Annotated in this window: 14 protein-coding genes; 11 read left to right on the forward strand and 3 right to left on the reverse strand. The window is 70.5% G+C overall.

The features are described 5' to 3' along the window. Position 1 precedes the first annotated feature (1 nt). From ACIOSY_RS09150 to ACIOSY_RS09190, 9 genes are read left to right on the forward strand one after another with little or no spacing between them, the layout of a single operon-like run. The gene (locus ACIOSY_RS09150; protein ID WP_400852640.1) at positions 2-1132 is read left to right on the forward strand and encodes a UDP-N-acetylmuramate dehydrogenase; all 1131 of its coding nucleotides are present in this window, start codon (positions 2-4) and stop codon (positions 1130-1132) included. 9 nt (positions 1133-1141) lie between these two features. Next, the gene (gene pnuC / locus ACIOSY_RS09155) at positions 1142-1741 is read left to right on the forward strand and encodes a nicotinamide riboside transporter PnuC (RefSeq protein ID WP_400852374.1); all 600 of its coding nucleotides are present in this window, start codon (positions 1142-1144) and stop codon (positions 1739-1741) included. A gap of 14 nt (positions 1742-1755) precedes the next feature. After that, positions 1756-2859 carry an AAA family ATPase gene (locus ACIOSY_RS09160; protein ID WP_400852377.1) on the forward strand — a complete coding sequence of 368 codons (1104 nt, stop codon included), beginning with the start codon at positions 1756-1758 and terminating at the stop codon, positions 2857-2859. A 23-nt stretch (positions 2860-2882) separates the two neighbouring features. Further along, a complete protein-coding gene (locus ACIOSY_RS09165; protein ID WP_400852379.1) occupies positions 2883-4454 on the forward strand; it encodes an AAA family ATPase in 1572 nt (523 codons plus the stop codon). Beyond that, positions 4451-5122 carry a potassium transporter Kef gene (locus ACIOSY_RS09170; RefSeq protein WP_400852382.1) on the forward strand — a complete coding sequence of 224 codons (672 nt, stop codon included), beginning with the start codon at positions 4451-4453 and terminating at the stop codon, positions 5120-5122. The genes ACIOSY_RS09165 and ACIOSY_RS09170 overlap by 4 nt, the downstream gene beginning before the upstream one ends. A 26-nt stretch (positions 5123-5148) precedes the next feature. After that, positions 5149-6972 carry a VWA domain-containing protein gene (locus ACIOSY_RS09175; protein ID WP_400852385.1) on the forward strand — a complete coding sequence of 608 codons (1824 nt, stop codon included), beginning with the start codon at positions 5149-5151 and terminating at the stop codon, positions 6970-6972. After that, positions 6965-7573, forward strand: a complete 609-nt coding sequence (locus tag ACIOSY_RS09180) for a phosphohydrolase (protein ID WP_400852388.1) — start codon at positions 6965-6967, stop codon at positions 7571-7573. The genes ACIOSY_RS09175 and ACIOSY_RS09180 overlap by 8 nt, the downstream gene beginning before the upstream one ends. Further along, positions 7566-8954 (forward strand): AMP-binding protein, encoded by a 1389-nt coding sequence (locus ACIOSY_RS09185; protein ID WP_400852391.1) that lies wholly within the window; start codon positions 7566-7568, stop codon positions 8952-8954. Before ACIOSY_RS09180 ends, ACIOSY_RS09185 begins: the two co-directional genes overlap by 8 nt. Beyond that, positions 8951-9349 (forward strand): VOC family protein, encoded by a 399-nt coding sequence (locus ACIOSY_RS09190; RefSeq protein WP_400852394.1) that lies wholly within the window; start codon positions 8951-8953, stop codon positions 9347-9349. Before ACIOSY_RS09185 ends, ACIOSY_RS09190 begins: the two co-directional genes overlap by 4 nt. A 5-nt stretch (positions 9350-9354) precedes the next feature. Here ACIOSY_RS09190 and ACIOSY_RS09195 read toward each other — a convergent pair whose 3' ends face one another. Then, positions 9355-10020 carry a FadR/GntR family transcriptional regulator gene (locus tag ACIOSY_RS09195; protein ID WP_400852397.1) on the reverse strand — a complete coding sequence of 222 codons (666 nt, stop codon included), beginning with the start codon at positions 10018-10020 and terminating at the stop codon, positions 9355-9357. Positions 10021-10205: 185 nt separating this feature from the next. Here ACIOSY_RS09195 and ACIOSY_RS09200 point away from each other — a divergent pair, with 185 nt between their 5' ends. Further along, entirely contained in the window at positions 10206-12002 is a 1797-nt protein-coding gene (locus ACIOSY_RS09200) for a 2-isopropylmalate synthase (protein WP_400852399.1), read from the forward strand. Between the two features lie 82 nt (positions 12003-12084). On the opposite strand, the gene ACIOSY_RS09205 is transcribed toward ACIOSY_RS09200, so the two are convergent. Both ACIOSY_RS09205 and ald read right to left on the reverse strand, forming a co-directional pair. Next, positions 12085-13287, reverse strand: a complete 1203-nt coding sequence (locus tag ACIOSY_RS09205) for a pyridoxal phosphate-dependent aminotransferase (protein WP_400852401.1) — start codon at positions 13285-13287, stop codon at positions 12085-12087. Positions 13288-13377: 90 nt separating this feature from the next. Further along, entirely contained in the window at positions 13378-14463 is a 1086-nt protein-coding gene (gene ald, locus ACIOSY_RS09210) for an alanine dehydrogenase (protein WP_400852403.1), read from the reverse strand. A 108-nt stretch (positions 14464-14571) separates the two neighbouring features. Between ald and ACIOSY_RS09215 the strand changes: the two genes are divergently transcribed. Next, positions 14572-15090, forward strand: a complete 519-nt coding sequence (locus tag ACIOSY_RS09215) for an Lrp/AsnC family transcriptional regulator (protein ID WP_400852405.1) — start codon at positions 14572-14574, stop codon at positions 15088-15090. The last annotated feature ends 13 nt before the right edge of the window (positions 15091-15103 follow it).

The following is a 15103-nucleotide window of genomic DNA, read 5'->3' on the forward strand; positions in this document are numbered from 1 at the left end:
CATGCAGGAGATCACTCCCGTCCGTCTCGCGGGACTCACGACGCTGCGCACCGGTGGTGCACCGGAGCGGATGCTCGAGGCCACGACGACCGCGGGCCTCGTCGACGCTCTGCGCGACACCTGGTCCCGCGGAGACGAGTGGTTCGTGCTCGGTGGAGGGTCGAACCTCTTCATCGGCGACGAGACGTTCGAGGGCACCGTCATCCGCGTGCTCACGCGTGGGATCGACGAACTGCCGTCGCCGCACGAGGGGCGCGTCCGCCTGCGCGTGCAGGCGGGTCAGGGCTGGGACGAGCTGGTCGCCTACGCCGTGGAGCACGGCTTCGCGGGCCTCGAGGCGATGAGCGGCATTCCCGGCACGGTCGGCGCCGCCCCGGTGCAGAACATCGGCGCCTACGGCCAGGAGATCCAGGAGACGCTGGTCGAGGTCGAGCTGATCGATGCCGCGACCGGCGAGATCTCGACCGTGTCGGCCGCCGATCTCGAACTCGGATTCCGCACGTCCGTGCTCAAGCGCCATTACGGCAGCGAGCCGCGGCGTCGCGCCGTCATCCTCTCGATCACGGTCGATCTGCTCGTGGCGAGCGAACGCGTCGTGCGCGGCGAGCAGCTGCGTCGCGCCCTCGCCCTCAGTGGCGACGACCCCGTGCCGCTGGCGTGGGTGCGCGAGCGCATCCTCGCCACGCGCGCGTCGAAGGGGATGCTGTGGAACGCCGACGACCCCGACACGCACGGTGTCGGGTCGTTCTTCCAGAACGCGATCGTGTCGGAGGCGGTGGCGCGCGCGCTGCCGCCCGCATGCCCGCGCTGGCCGGTCTCGCCCGACCTCGACGCGGTCACGGTGATCCCGCTCGCCTCCTACGGCGGCATGGTTCCCGTTCCCCGGCGCGAGGCTCCCGACGTCAAGGTGAGCGCCGCCTGGCTCATCGAGCAGGCCGGCATCGGCAAGGGGTTCAAGCTGCCCCGGTCGCGGGCATCCGTCTCGACCAAGCACGCGCTCGCTCTCACCAATCGCGGGGGTGCGACGGCCGCAGAGGTCGCCGAGCTCGCCCGGTTCATCCAGAGCCGCGTGCACGCCGAATTCGGTCTCGTGCTGCAGCCCGAGCCGGTGCTCGTCGGCGTCGAACTCTAGGCAGACGGCGTGCTCGACTGGCTGATCACCGAGTGGCCGCAGGTGCTCGGGTTCGTGACAGGGGCGATCTGCGTGCTGCTCGCCGGCCTGCGCAACGTCTGGACCTACCCGATCGGCATCGCCAACAACGTGGTGCTGTTCATCGTCTTCATCGGCGCCGGGGTCTACGCCGCCGCGGGGTTGCAGATCGTCTACCTCGTGATGGGCGTGCACGGCTGGTGGCGGTGGACGCGCGGCGTCGAGCAGAGCCGCACCTACATCGCCGACGCTCCGCGGCGCGCCTGGCCCTGGTTGGTGCTCGCGGGCCTCGTCGGCACGGCGGTGCTCGTCTGGGTGCTGCTGACGTTCACCGACTCCGAGCTCGCGTGGGCGGATGCGGCGACCACGGCGGCCAGCCTCGTCGCTCAGTACATGCTCAACCGCAAGTGGATCCAGAACTGGTTCGTGTGGATCGGCGTCGACATCGTCTTCGTCGGGCTGTCGATCGCCGCCGGGCTCTGGGTCATCGCCGCGCTGTACGTGCTGTTCATCGGCCTGTGCGTCTTCGGCTACACCTCGTGGCGGCGGGTCGCGGTCGAAGAACGGTCGCGGGTCGAGGCGCCGGCGTGACCGAGCAACACGGCATGACTGAGCGACATGGCGTGACCGGACGACACGGTCACGGGCTCGTCATCGGCAAGTTCTACCCGTTCCACAGCGGGCACTCGCACCTGATCCGCGAGGCGCAGCGCACGAGCGCGCGGGTCACGGTGCAGGTGCTGGGGGCATCCGTCGAGTCGATCCCGCTCGCGACCCGGGCCGACTGGATCCGCGAGTCGCACCCGGGCGTGCGCGTCGCGGCGGCGATGGACGACGCGCCGGTGGACTTCGGATCGGATGCCGCGTGGCGCGAGCACCTCGCCGTGATCGAGTCGCTGCTCGACGAACCCGTCGACACCGTCTACTCGTGCGACGCCTACGGTGGGGAACTCGCGCAGCGTCTCGGCGCGCGGTGGGTGCAGATCGACGAGGGACGGCGGATCAACCCCGTCTCGGGCACGGCGATCCGCGCCGATCCCGCGGCACTCTGGCACGAGCTCGCCCCGGCGGTGCGGGCTTCTCTCACCGCGCGTGTGGTGGTGCTCGGCGCCGAGTCGACCGGATCGACGACGCTCGCCGAGGCGCTGGCCGCGCACCTCGGCACCCTCTGGATTCCCGAGTACGGCCGCGAGCACTCCGAGATCCGCGAGGGCGGGCTGACCGCACCGTGGCGGAGCGACGAGTTCGACCTGATCGTCGACCGCCAGATCGCCTTCGAGGAGCAGGCGCTGCGCCGTGCCCCGAAACCGGTGCTGGTGTGCGACACCGATGTGCTCGCGACGGCGCTCTGGCACGAACGCTATGTGGGTACGGTCGCCGATCGGCTGCACCGTGCAGCCGCGGCACACCGTCCTCTGCTGTACGTGCTCACCGGCGACGAGATCCCCTTCGTGCAAGACGGCATGCGCGATGGCGAGCACATCCGCCACGACATGCAGCAGCGGTTCCGCGACGTGCTCGCCGGGCAGCCGGTGCCGTGGCTCGAGGTGCGCGGTGACGTGCCCGCGCGGGTGCAGGCCGCGGCATCCGCCCTGTCTCCGCTCCTGGCCGATCACCTGCGTTTCGCCATCCCGCTCGAGGCGCGTCCGATGCACGAGCAGCGTGCGCTGCAGCTCCGATCCGAGCGGGAGGCCGCGGGAGAGGCGTGAGTCGCCGCCCGTAGGATGATCGCATGTCCGATCGCTGGAGCCGAGTGTCCGCATCGCCCACGAATCCGGGTGCCGATCACGGTGTCGAGCAGGTGACCGCCGAAGACCTCTTCCGCGCGGCTCCGGCCGCGGCGGCGGTGCCCCTCGACGAGAAGCTGCGGCAGGCGTACTACTGGATGGTCAACCGAGCGGTCATCTCGCCGTACTACGACATCGAGTTCTCGCACGGTGATCCGCTCACGATCGCGCTCGGCGACGCGGATGCGCGGGTGTCGCTGCCGACTCAGGCCTCCTTCTCGTCGAACGTGCTGCTGCCGCTGCTCACGTTCGCGGTGGGGGGCAAGTGCCTGCTGATCGGTGGCCCCGGCCGCGGCAAGACCACCGTCGCCGTGCTGATGGGCGTGCTCGCCGGCACCTCGGCCGACGACGTGCGGCGCGGCGTGCAGCAGGGCCAGCCGCAGCTCACGGTCAGCGACCTGGTGGGCATCCCGCTGCCGCGCGACCTCGTCGAGGCCGAGAAGCTCAGTGACATCCGCATCGCGTGGCGCGACTGGCTCGCACTTCCCGTGAAGATCATCGACGAGTACAACCGCATCCCCACCAAGACGCAGTCGGCGCTGCTCACGATGGTCGCCGAGGGGTACGTCGAGAGCCACGACCAGATGCGCCGCACCGCACCCGGTGGGGGAGTGGAGAGCTGGTTCTTCACGGCGAACGACGATGCCGGCGGCGGCACGTTCCCGGTGATCCAGGCGCTCCGCGACCGCATGGACGTCACGGTGCAGGCGGCGGGGTTCAACAGCCGATTCCTCGACGAGCTCATCACCCGCGTCGAGGCGGGGGAGAAGCCCGAGGAGCACGTGCCGGTCGAGCTGCGCTTCGACGCGGCGGAGCAGCAGCGCATGCGCGCGATGATCCGCGCGGTGCCCATCCCCGAGGGCGTGCGCCACCGCCTGCGGTTCTTCCTCAGCCACTTCGAGTTCGTGCAGCACGGCGGACGCCGGTTCGAGTACCGCACGAAAGACGTCGTCACCACCGCGGGAGGCAGCGTCGGCGAGGTGATCGATGCCAACAGCGGTGCTGATCTCGAGGTCGATCTCGGCGCGCAGACCCGCAACGGACTCTCGGTGCGCGCGCTGCAGACGCTCATCCTGTACGCGAAGGCGATGGCCTGGTTTAGGGGAGCTGCAGCGGTCGAACTCGCCGACATCGGCGCGATCCTGCCCTTCGTGCTGCGCGGCAAGCTGCTGCCGAACGACACGCACCCGCGCTTCGACGTCGGCGCCGAGAGCGAGCTCGCGACCGACACGGTCAGCTGGCTGAACGACCTGTTCGTGCAGTCCTGCCGCCAGTACGACATGCTCGGCCGCGATGCCGACGACCCGGTCGCCGCGATGCTCGCCGAACTCGACCGGGGCCTCGACGGCGTCTCGGTGCTCGACGTGTCGCGACGCATCACCGCTGTCGAGGCGCAGCTGCGGCGCATCGCCGGAATCGGCAAGCTCTACGGGCGCGACTTCGACGACGTGATCGCGCTCAAGTATCTGCATCAGCGGTACACGGCCTTCGCCCGGTGGCAGGAGACGCGCGGGTGATCCGCCGCCCGCTGCAGCTCGCGAACGCGCGGGATGCGTTCCCGCCGGCGTCGCCGCCCGACCTCTCGGACGCGGGCCTCGACACCGCTGCGGCCATCGAGGGCGTGCGCCGGTCGCATGGCGACGTGGGCATCTTCGTGAGGGCGCTCGCCGGGGGGCTCGCCGAAGACACCGACGTGCTCGGCGACAGGGAGCGCGTGCTCGACCTCGTGGCGATCGCGGCGTGGCGCTCGGGCGCCCTGGCTCTGCGCGCCGACGCCCTGCGACGTCTGGAGGGGATCGATGCGCCGGACGACCGTCGCGCCGCAGCGGTCGTACTCGGGCTCGGCGTCGATCTGCTCGAGACCTTCCTGCGCAGACAGCGCACCGATCGCTACTGGTGGCCCGGTCGTGCCGACGAGCGGGGCTACGTACTCGCGGCCGGCGGGTTCCGCGGGGTCGGCGGGGCGTGGATCCGGCCGCCCGATCGTGTCGTGCGCCTGGCGGATGCCGGGGCGTTCGCCTTCCTCGTGGCGGGAGAGTGGTGGCGGCTCGACGTCGACGTGTGGGGTGCGCGGCTCACGGCATCCGTCGCGCCCGATCCGGCACCGGCCACGGACGACGGGGTGAGCGTGGTGATCGGTCCCGACACGCACCTCGCCTGGGTGCACGTGCGGGACGACGCGTGAGGACGGGCAAGGTTCCCCGCGTTCCGGTGACCGAGCCGCAGCACGCGGCCTGGGAGCGTGCGCTCGCGCTCTGGGGTGTGCGGTTGAACGACCCCGTCGTGCTGCCCGGCGCGCACGCGAAGGCGGGCGCTCCCGCCTGGTTCACGTTCCCGCCGTCGGTGACCATCGACCCCGACTACCTCGTCGAGCGCGGTCTCGACGACGAACTGTGGAGCATGTTCGCGCACGAGATCGGCCACCACGTGCTCGCCCCGAGCACCCGCATCGACGCGCTGAAGGTGCGGCATCAGATGGCGCGAGCGCTCGCCGCGTTGTCGGTGCGCCCGCCCGCGGCATCCGATATCGGCATGCTCGCCAACCTGTGGAACGACCTGCTCGTCAACACCCGGCTCGCGCACCTGCAACGGGCCGAGGTCGGGGGCGTGGGCGAGCCCGGCATCATCCGTCTCGGGCGGGTGCTCTATCCGGCACCGGCCGAGAGCGGCGACCGGCTCTGGTGGGTGTACTGCCGCGCCTACGAGATCCTCTGGCGACTGCCCGCGGCGACCCTCTGCTCGGTCGCCGCTCCGCCGGCTCCGCCGCCCGCGATCGCGCACGAGCAGCTGCCGCCGCTCGACACGATCCCCGAAAGGCACCGCGAGAAAGAGCGCATCCTGCGCGAGCGCAAGGCCGAGAGCGCGCGCATCGCTGCCGAGCTCGCGGGCGCCCGCACGACGAATCCCGTGGTCGATGCCGCGCTCGTCGCCGAGACGGTGCGCACGTTCGGCACCGACCCGGTGTCGGGGGCCGTGCGCTTCGGGGTGATCGCCGCGCCGTACATCGCCGAACGACAGGATGCCGTGGACGAGTCGACGCGCCTCGGGGGCGTCGGCTGCGCCGCCGACGAGGAGGGGCCGAGCGCCGACGAGCTGGGGCGCATCCTCGCCGATCAGCGCGTGCGCGGCGACCTGCCCGCCCACCCCGGGGCGGCCGCGGAGCCCGAGGCCGTCGACGGTGACGACGAGGGTTCGGCGCAGGCAGGGCAGCGCCTCGATGTCGCCCGCACCCTGCAGCTCTACTCCGATCTCGACCAGGCCGACGTGCTCGCCGCCTGGTATCGCAACGAGGCGGCGAGCTGGGTGCGCCCGTACACGCGTCGCGCGCCCGCGCGACCGAGCGGCGGAATGCCCGGCCCCCTCGAGCTGTGGGAGACCGGCGATGCGCTCTCGGACATCGACTGGGCGGCCACGCTGCGGGGCGGACCCGTGATTCCCGGTGTGACGACCAGGCGGCGCTCCGAGCTCGACGACGAGCCGGTGGTGCGCGAGACCAGCATCGAGATCGATCTCTACATCGACTCCTCGGGGTCGATGCGTCATCCCCGCGCAGGGTCGCCCGCGGTGCTCGCCGGCACGATCCTCGCGCTGTCGGTGTTGCGCGGCGGCGGTCGGGTGCGCGTGACGAGCTTCTCCGCGGCGGGGCAGGTCGCCGGCATGCAGCGGTTCACACGCGATCCGGTGGAGATCGTCGCGGCGCTCTGCGTCTTCTTCGGCGGCGGTACATCGTTCCCCCTCGACCTGTACGGGTCGCGCTACGCCGGGCTGCCGCGGGTGACGGCGGAGCGGCAGCGTCACGTCGTCGTGCTCTCCGACGACGGCCTCGTCTCGATGTTCGGTGTGGGCAACGAGCCGTTCGCCGGCGTCGCGCGCGCCGTCAGAGAGAAGCTGACCACCGGTACGCTCGTGCTCATGGATCGCCAGCACCGCGTCTCGGACCTCGCCCGGCGAGACGGCTACGACGTGGTGTACCTGACGAGCATGGACGACGCCCCGGCAGCCTGCGCGGAACTGGCGGAGAGAATGCATGGCTGAGACCGAGGCGCTGCTCGAGGCCTGGAGCGAGCGCTCTGGCGGCGAGGCCGAGGCTTGGGGGCGCGCACGACCCGGTCCTGCGCTCGAGGCGATCGCGAGCCGGCTCTCGGCCGTTCCGCATTCTTTCCTCGACGACCGCGTCTCGGTGCGCGCGCTCGCCGGTGACATCGTCGGCTCGTCGCTCGCCTGCGTGGCCTTCGACGATGACCCGCGTGTGCGTCAGGGAGCGGCCATCGCGCTGTGGGTCGTCGCGAGCGAAGAGCTCGTCGAACCGTTCGCCGTCTCGCTGCGATCGGGGTCGCCGGCGCTCGCGGTCGACGCCCTCGCCCTGCGCCTGGCCCCGATCGCCGACCCGGCGCTCTGGATCTCCGACGACGAACGCCGCACCGAGGCCGCGCGCACCTTCCTGCTCTGGAGCGGGTTCCTGCCGGCCGGCGAAGACGCCTCGACCGCGATGTCGCTGCTCGCGGCCGTCGATTCGCTCGCGCGCGACCAGGCTCTCGCCGAGGCCTACGAGGGGCATCGGCACCGGGCCGAGATCGCCCGCAAACTGCAGGAGGCCCGCCGCAAGGAGGCGGCGGCGCGGTACTCCAGTGAGTGACCAGGGCGGGGTCGGTGCCGACCCGGATGCCGTCGATCCGCTCGCGCTCCCGGAATACGCGCCCGGCGCGGCGGCCGTGCTCACAGACGCCGAACGCTGGCCCACCCTCGACGATGCCGGAGCGACCCGCCTCGCGCGGTGGCGCGACCATCCCGACGCCCCGCAGTGGACGCATGCGACCGGCGACAGGCTGACGGCCGCGCAGGTCGAGCGGGTGCGGCATCCGCTTCCGACGGAGGGTTGGCTCGACGACCATCTGGCAGCGGTGCGGCGCACGCTGCGTCACCGGGGGATGCCGGCGGACTACCCGACCACGCGCCGGGTCGACCTCGTCGCCGATCTCGGCGCGCACGTGCCGCTCGATGCGGACCTGGGGCGGATGCTGCACGGCACGAGTTCGGGATCGACCGGCGCCGCGCTGCTCATCCCCGATGACATCGAGGAGGTCGCGCGCGGCTTCCACCTGCTCGTGGCGCTCGCCCGTGCGGCCGGCGCGACGGTGACGCCCGACGGCGACCGACTGGCCGTGGCGAACCTCGTCTTCCAGCGGCAGGCGTTCACCTACGTCTCCGTGATCAGCAGCTTCGCGCAGCGCGCGATGGCGCGGATCAACCTGCACGTCTCCGCGTGGACGGATGCCGAGGCCCGCCGTCGTTTCCTGGCAGACGCCGACCCGCAGATCCTCAGCGGGCATCCGACCAGCCTCGCAGAGCTCGTCGATTCCGGGCTCGACCGGGTGCTGCATCCGTCGGTCGTCTTCTCGGGCGCGATGGCGCTCTCCGCGCCGTTGCGGGCACGCCTGGAGAGTGCGTTCGGATGCCCCGTGATCGACGTCTACGGGCTGCACGAGACGCGGCCGATCGCAGCCCGCGCCGACGACGGGCCGTTCCGCGTGCTCGACCGGCGGGTGCACGTCGAGGTGCTCGATCCGCGCGACGACGTGCCGGTGCCCGACGGCGAGGTCGGGGAGATCACCGTGACCGCGGGCGAGAATCCGCTGCTGCCGCTCGTGCGCTATCGCACGGGCGACTACGGGCGACTCGTGCGGCTGGCTGACGGCACGGTGGGCATCGCCGACCTCGAGGGGCGCGAGAACACCCGCTTCCGCGCAGGCGACGGATCGCTCATCGCGTGCGTCGACCTCACGCAGCACCTGCAGGCGCACGGCGCCGAGGGATGGTCGGTCGTGCAGGGCGACGACCTCGTCGTGCACGCCACGGTGGCGGGTGCCGACGCGGAAGCCGTCGAGGCGGCGCTCGCAGCGCTGCTCGGTGTGCCGATCACCGTGACCGCCGTGCCGCGCGTCGTCGACCTCGGCGAGGGCAAACCGCGTCGCTACCGCAGCAGCGTCGACGACCCGGGGCGTACACTCGCGGGATGAGCGGACTCGTCCCGTACCTCCTCTTCCCCGGCAATGCGGCCGAGGCGTTCGCGCACTACCGCAGCGTCTTCGGCGGCGAGGTCCAGCTGTTCGACTACGCCCAGCTCGGGCGCGAAGACGGCCCCGGCGATGCGATCGGCCACGGCATGCTGCAGGGAATCGTCGAGCTCTCGGGTGCCGACGCCGGCGCCGATGACGATGCCGTGCAGATGAGCGGGATGTTCCTCTCGCTGCTGGGAACGGCGGATGCTGCGACCCTCACCCGATGGTTCGACGCGCTCGCCGCGCAGGGGCGTGTGCTCAGTGCCCTGGAGACGCGTCCGTGGGGCGACGTCGACGGCATGGTGGTGGATCGCTACGGCATCCGCTGGCTGATCGGGTTCCACCCCGAGTAGCCGCTTCAGGCAGACGTCTTCAGCGTCAGGAGGTGGCTGCGGCTGAGCGCTGCGGCCGATTCGGCGTCGTGAGCCGCGATCGCATCGATGATCCGTTGATGCACGAGCTGATCGGCATCGCTGCCGTGCGTGCCGCGCAGGCGGAGCAACTCGATCATCGCCTGTCTGCTGCGCGGCGCGAAGCCGTCGAACAGCTCGGTCAGCAGCGGGTTGTGGGCGGCCGCGACGATGGCTCGATGCAGAGCCATATCCGCGTCGACATGCCCTTCGACATCGTCGCGGTGGGCGTCGCGCGCCGCGGCGGCACGGTGGATCGCCCGCAGTTCGGCGGGCGTGCGTCGAACGGCGGCGAGAGCGGAGGCTTCCACCTCGACCGCGATGCGAGCCTCGACGACGGCATCGATGTCGGCGCGGAGGAGCACCTGCGCCCAGTCCTCCGTCACGTCGAGCGCGGTGACGAACACCCCTGACCCCTGTCGCGTCGCGAGCACGCCGCGACCGGCGAGCTGCCGGATCGCTTCGCGGATCGTGGATCGTCCGACACCGAGCTGGGGGGCGAGCGTGGTCTCGCCGGGCAGCTTCTGGCCGAGCGCCCATTCGCCCGCGCGGATGCGTGCGAGGAGGGCATCCGCAGCCTGTTCGGCGAGCGGCTCGCGGCGCAATCGGGTCATGCGTCCATTATCGTCGATGATCCAAAAGTCCTCTACTTGTCTGAGGAGTTGTGCTAGCGTGAACGCGTGCTCATCCGCCTCCTTCTCCTTCGCCGCCACGGCGGGGCCTAGCCTGACCGGCTCCCCGACGTGGAGCCGATGCACGCGCCGGTCATCTCCTCCACGACCGCAGAAGGACCCCTCGCATGACCACCGTTCCCCGATCCCGCATCTCCTCTCCGGCCGGCGCCGTCCCCGATCACGCTCCCGCCTGGAACCGACAGCGCCACTCGCAGATGCCCTCCCATCGCTATCGCGACGTCTACGCGCGCGTCGACGTTCCCCTCACCCATCGGGAGTGGCCGTCTCGCCGCCTCACCGAAGCGCCCCTGTGGGTTCCCGTCGATCTGCGCGACGGTAACCAGGCGCTCGCCGAGCCGATGGATCCGGAGCGCAAACGCCGGTTCTTCGAGCTGATGGTGCAGATGGGGTACAAGGAGATCGAAGTCGGATACCCCTCGGCGTCGCAGACCGACTACGACTTCGTCCGCCTGATCGTCGAGAGCGACACCGCGCCCGACGACGTGACCATCGTCGTGTTCACCCCGGCGCGGCGCGACCTGATCGAGCGCACGGTCGCATCGATCGCCGGCATCCGCAATCCCGTCGTCATCCACCTGTACACCGCCACCGCCCCCACCTGGAGGGAGGTCGTGCTGTCGAAGGATCGCGACGAGCTGCGGGAGCTGATCCTCCAGGGCGGACGCGACGTGCTCGCGCTCGCCGGGCATCTGCCGAATGTGCGCTTCGAATTCTCGCCCGAGGTCTTCAACCTCACCGAACCCGACTTCGTGCTCGAGGTGTGCGATGCCATGACCGAACTGTGGCAGGCGACCCCCGAGCGACCGGTCATCCTGAACCTGCCCGCGACGGTGGAGATCGCCACCCCCAACGTGTACGCCGACCAGATCGAGTACATGCACGAGAACCTGGCACGACGCGATGCCGTGATCCTGTCGGTGCACCCGCACAACGATCGCGGCACCGGGATCGCCTGTGCGGAACTCGCCGTGCTGGCGGGAGCGCAGCGGGTGGAGGGATGCATCTTCGGAAACGGCGAACGGACGGGCAACGTCGATCTCGCGACCCTGGCCCTGAACCTGCATGCGCAGGGCATCGACCCGATGATCGACTTCTCGGACATCGATGAGATCCGTCGCACCGTCGAGTACAGCAACCGCATCGAGGTGCATCCTCGCCATCCCTACGTCGGGGATCTCGTGCACACGGCCTTCAGCGGCACTCATCAAGACGCCATCAAGAAGGGATTCGCCGAGCATCGGGCCCGCGCGATCGCCGAGGGGCGCGCCGAGAGCGAGATCGACTGGCGAGTGCCGTACCTGCCGATCGATCCGGCCGACATCGGCCGCAGCTACGACGCCGTGATCCGCGTCAACTCCCAGTCGGGCAAGGGCGGGATCGCATACCTGCTCGAAGCCGACTACGGCATCGAGCTGCCCCGCCGGCTGCAGATCGACTTCGCCCGCCGGGTGCAGAACCACACCGACAGCACCGGGATCGAGATCGACGCATCGCAGCTGCTCGCCCTGTTCGAGCGCAGCTACCTGGCCACCGATACCGGGGATGCCGTACTGGTCGATCTTCGCGTCGAGAGCCAGGCGGAGGGCTCCTCGGAGACGACGCGCACGCACGTCGGCATCCGCATCGGAGGGGTCGAACACCACGGCACCTACGACGAACTCGGTCCGGTCGAGGCGGTCACGGCGCTGCTGCGCGAGAACGGAGCGCCCATCGAGATCCTGTCGCTGCATCAGACGGCGCTCACCGCGGGCGCGGACGGCGATGCACTCACCGTCATCGAGTACCGCGATGGCGAGGCGACCGCATGGGCGGCCGGGCGCGATCGCTCCGTGCTCACGGCGAGCGTGAACGCCGTGCTTCGCGCAGCGGGTGCCGCGGCGTTCGCCCGTATCGACGCCTGAGCACGACGAAGCCCCCACCCGCGCAGTGCGGTTGGGGGCTTCGGTCGTCAGCCGGGGCGGCATGCCCCGGACGGACGGATGCTCAGGAGGCGAACAGGCGCTGCAGGCGCTGCACGCCCTCGAGCAGCGCGTCGTCGCCGAGCGCGTACGACAGGCGCAGGTAGCCGCTCGGGCCGAAGGCCTCGCCGGGAACCACGGCCACCTCGGCCTGTTCGAGGATGAGGTCGGCGAGCTCGAGCGACGACGTCGGGGTGACGCCGCCCCAGGTGCGCCCGAGCAGACCCTGCACGTCGGGGTACACGTAGAACGCGCCGAGCGGGTTCGGCACGACGAGCCCGTCGATCTTCGACAGCTCCGAGACGATGAGCTTGCGACGACGATCGAAGGCCTCGCGCATCTGCTCGGCCTCGGTCTGGGGGCCGTTGAGGGCGGCGATCGCGGCCTTCTGGGCGACGTTGTTGACGTTGCTCGACAGGTGCGACTGCAGGTTGCCGGCGATCTTGATCGCATCGGCGGGGCCCACCATCCAACCCACGCGCCAGCCGGTCATGGCATAGGTCTTCGCGACGCCGTTGACGAGGATCGTCTGACCCGCCACCTCGGGAACCGCTTCGACGATCGAGACCGCTTTGACGCCCTCGTAGGTGAGGTTCTGGTAGATCTCGTCGCTGATCACCCAGATGCCGTGCTCGAGAGCCCACTCGCCGATGGCCTTGGTCTCGTCGGCGGTGTAGACCGAGCCCGTCGGGTTCGACGGCGACACGAAGACGAGAGCGGTGGTGCGCGGGGTGCGCGCAGCTTCGAGCTGCTCGACGGTGACCTTGTAGTCCTGGTCGGCTCCGGCGAACACCTCGACGGGGGTGCCGTCGGCGAGGCGGATCGCCTCGGGGTAGGTGGTCCAGTACGGGGCGGGGAGCAGCACCTCGTCGCCCGGGTTCACCACGGCCTGGAACGCCTGGTACACCGACTGCTTGCCGCCGTTGGTCACGATGACCTGGCTCGGCGAGACCTCGAGACCCGAGTCGCGCAGCGTCTTGGCGGCGACCGCTTCGCGCAGCGCCGGAAGACCCGCGGCCGGGGTGTAGCGGTAGCTCGCGGGATCGGCGAGGGCTTCGGCCGCAGCATCCACGATGAACTGCGGCGTCGCGAAGTCGGGCTCGCCGGCGGCGTACGAGATGATCGCCTTGCCTTCGGCCTTCAACGCCTTGGCCTTCGCGTCGACCTTGAGGGTCGCGGACTCGGCGATCGCGGACAGTTTGCGGGAGAGGGGAGCGCGTTCGGTCACGACTACGAGCGTACTCGGGGGCGCGGGCGTTGTGCGGGCCGCAACGTCATGAAGATCCTGAGTTCTTAAGGGCTCGGAGTTCTTCGGCCCTCAGAGGCCGTGCGCGCGGGCGACCGCGTCGAGCGTGATGCGTCCGTCCTGCACGTTCAGGCCCTTCGCGAGCGCGGGGTCGGATGCCGCGGCCTGCGCCCAGCCCTTGCCGGCGATCGCCGAGACGTAGGGGAGGGTCGCGTTCGTGAGGGCGCGGGTCGCCGTCTCGGGCACGGCGCCGGGCATGTTCGCCACGCAGTAGTAGATGGAGTCGTGCACCGCGAACGTGGGGTCGTCGTGGGTCGTGGGGCGCGAGCCCTCGAAGCATCCGCCCTGATCGATCGCGATGTCGACGAGCACCGAACCCGGCTTCATGCCCGCGACCATGTCGTCGGTCACGAGCTTCGGGGCAGCCGCGCCCGGAATGAGTACCGAGCCGATCACGAGGTCGGCCGTCGCGAGCTCTTCGGCGATGTCGTACCGGCTGGAAGCACGAGTCTGCAGGGCCCCGCCGTAGCGGTGCTCGAGCTCGCGCAGTCGGGGGAGCGAGATGTCGACGACGGTGACCTGCGAGCCGAGGCCCAGGGCGTTCGCGGCCGCGTGCTCGCCGGCGACACCGCCGCCGATGACGACGGTCTTGGCGCGCGGGGTGCCCGCGATGCCACCGAGCAGGGTGCCGCGTCCTCCGTTCGAACGCAGCAGCGAGTAGGAGCCCATCGTCACCGAGAGGCGCCCGGCGATCTCGCTCATCGGCACGAGCAGGGGCAGGCTGCGATCGGGCAGCTGCACCGTCTCGTACGCGACTGCGGTCGTGCCGGCGTCGACGAGAGCGGTGGTCAGCGCGCGGTCGGCAGCGAGATGCAGGTACGTGAAGAGCGTCAGATCGGGGCGCAGGAATCCGTACTCCGAGGCGATGGGCTCCTTGACCTTGATCAGCAGGTCGGCCGCGCCCCAGACCTCGTCGGCGGAGTCGACGATCTCGGCACCCGCCGTGCGGTACGCCTCGTCGTCGATGCGTGAGCCGAGGCCCGCGCCGGACTGCACGAGCACGCGGTGGCCCTCGCGTACGAGGCGGTCGGCACCCGCGGGGGTGAGTGCGACGCGGTTCTCGTTGTTCTTGACCTCTGTGGGCACGCCGATCTTCATCGATTCTCCTGAGCTCGGTGCTGCGTTGATGCAGATCAGGATCGCAGAAACATCGGCCAAGCAACAGATTCCGCGAAGATGATTCGCAGATCGACAAAATCCTGAATAATGATTCACATGGAGACGTCAACCGGGCCCGATCGACCGAACACTCTTCGGGCGCCGGCGCTCGATCCGATCGATCAGCGCATCGTCGCGCTGCTCACCGACGACGGCCGCATGACCAACGCCGAACTCGCGACCACCCTCGGCGTCGCCCCGTCGACGGCCCACGCGCGCCTGCGTTCGCTGATCGAACGCGGCGTCATCACCGGATTCCACGCGAGCGTCGACGAACGGATGCTCGGCGCGGGGCTGCAGGCGATCATCGGTGTGACTCTGCGACCGAGCGGGCGGCGCGAGAGCATCGTCGAGTTCGCGGACCGCGTGCGCGTGCTCCCGCAGGTGATCCAGGTGTTCTTCCTCGGCGGCGACGACGACTTCCTGCTGCACATCGCGGTCGCCGACTCGTCGGAGATGCGCGAGTTCGTGCTCGAGCACCTCTCAGCGCAGAGCAGCGTCGCTTCGACGCGCACCAGCATCGTGTTCGACTACCACCGCAATTCGGTCGCCGCGTCGTTCACCTGAGCCGCGTCGGTGC

The organism is Microbacterium sp. NPDC087665 (assembly GCF_044743285.1).
GTDB lineage: Bacteria > Actinomycetota > Actinomycetes > Actinomycetales > Microbacteriaceae > Microbacterium.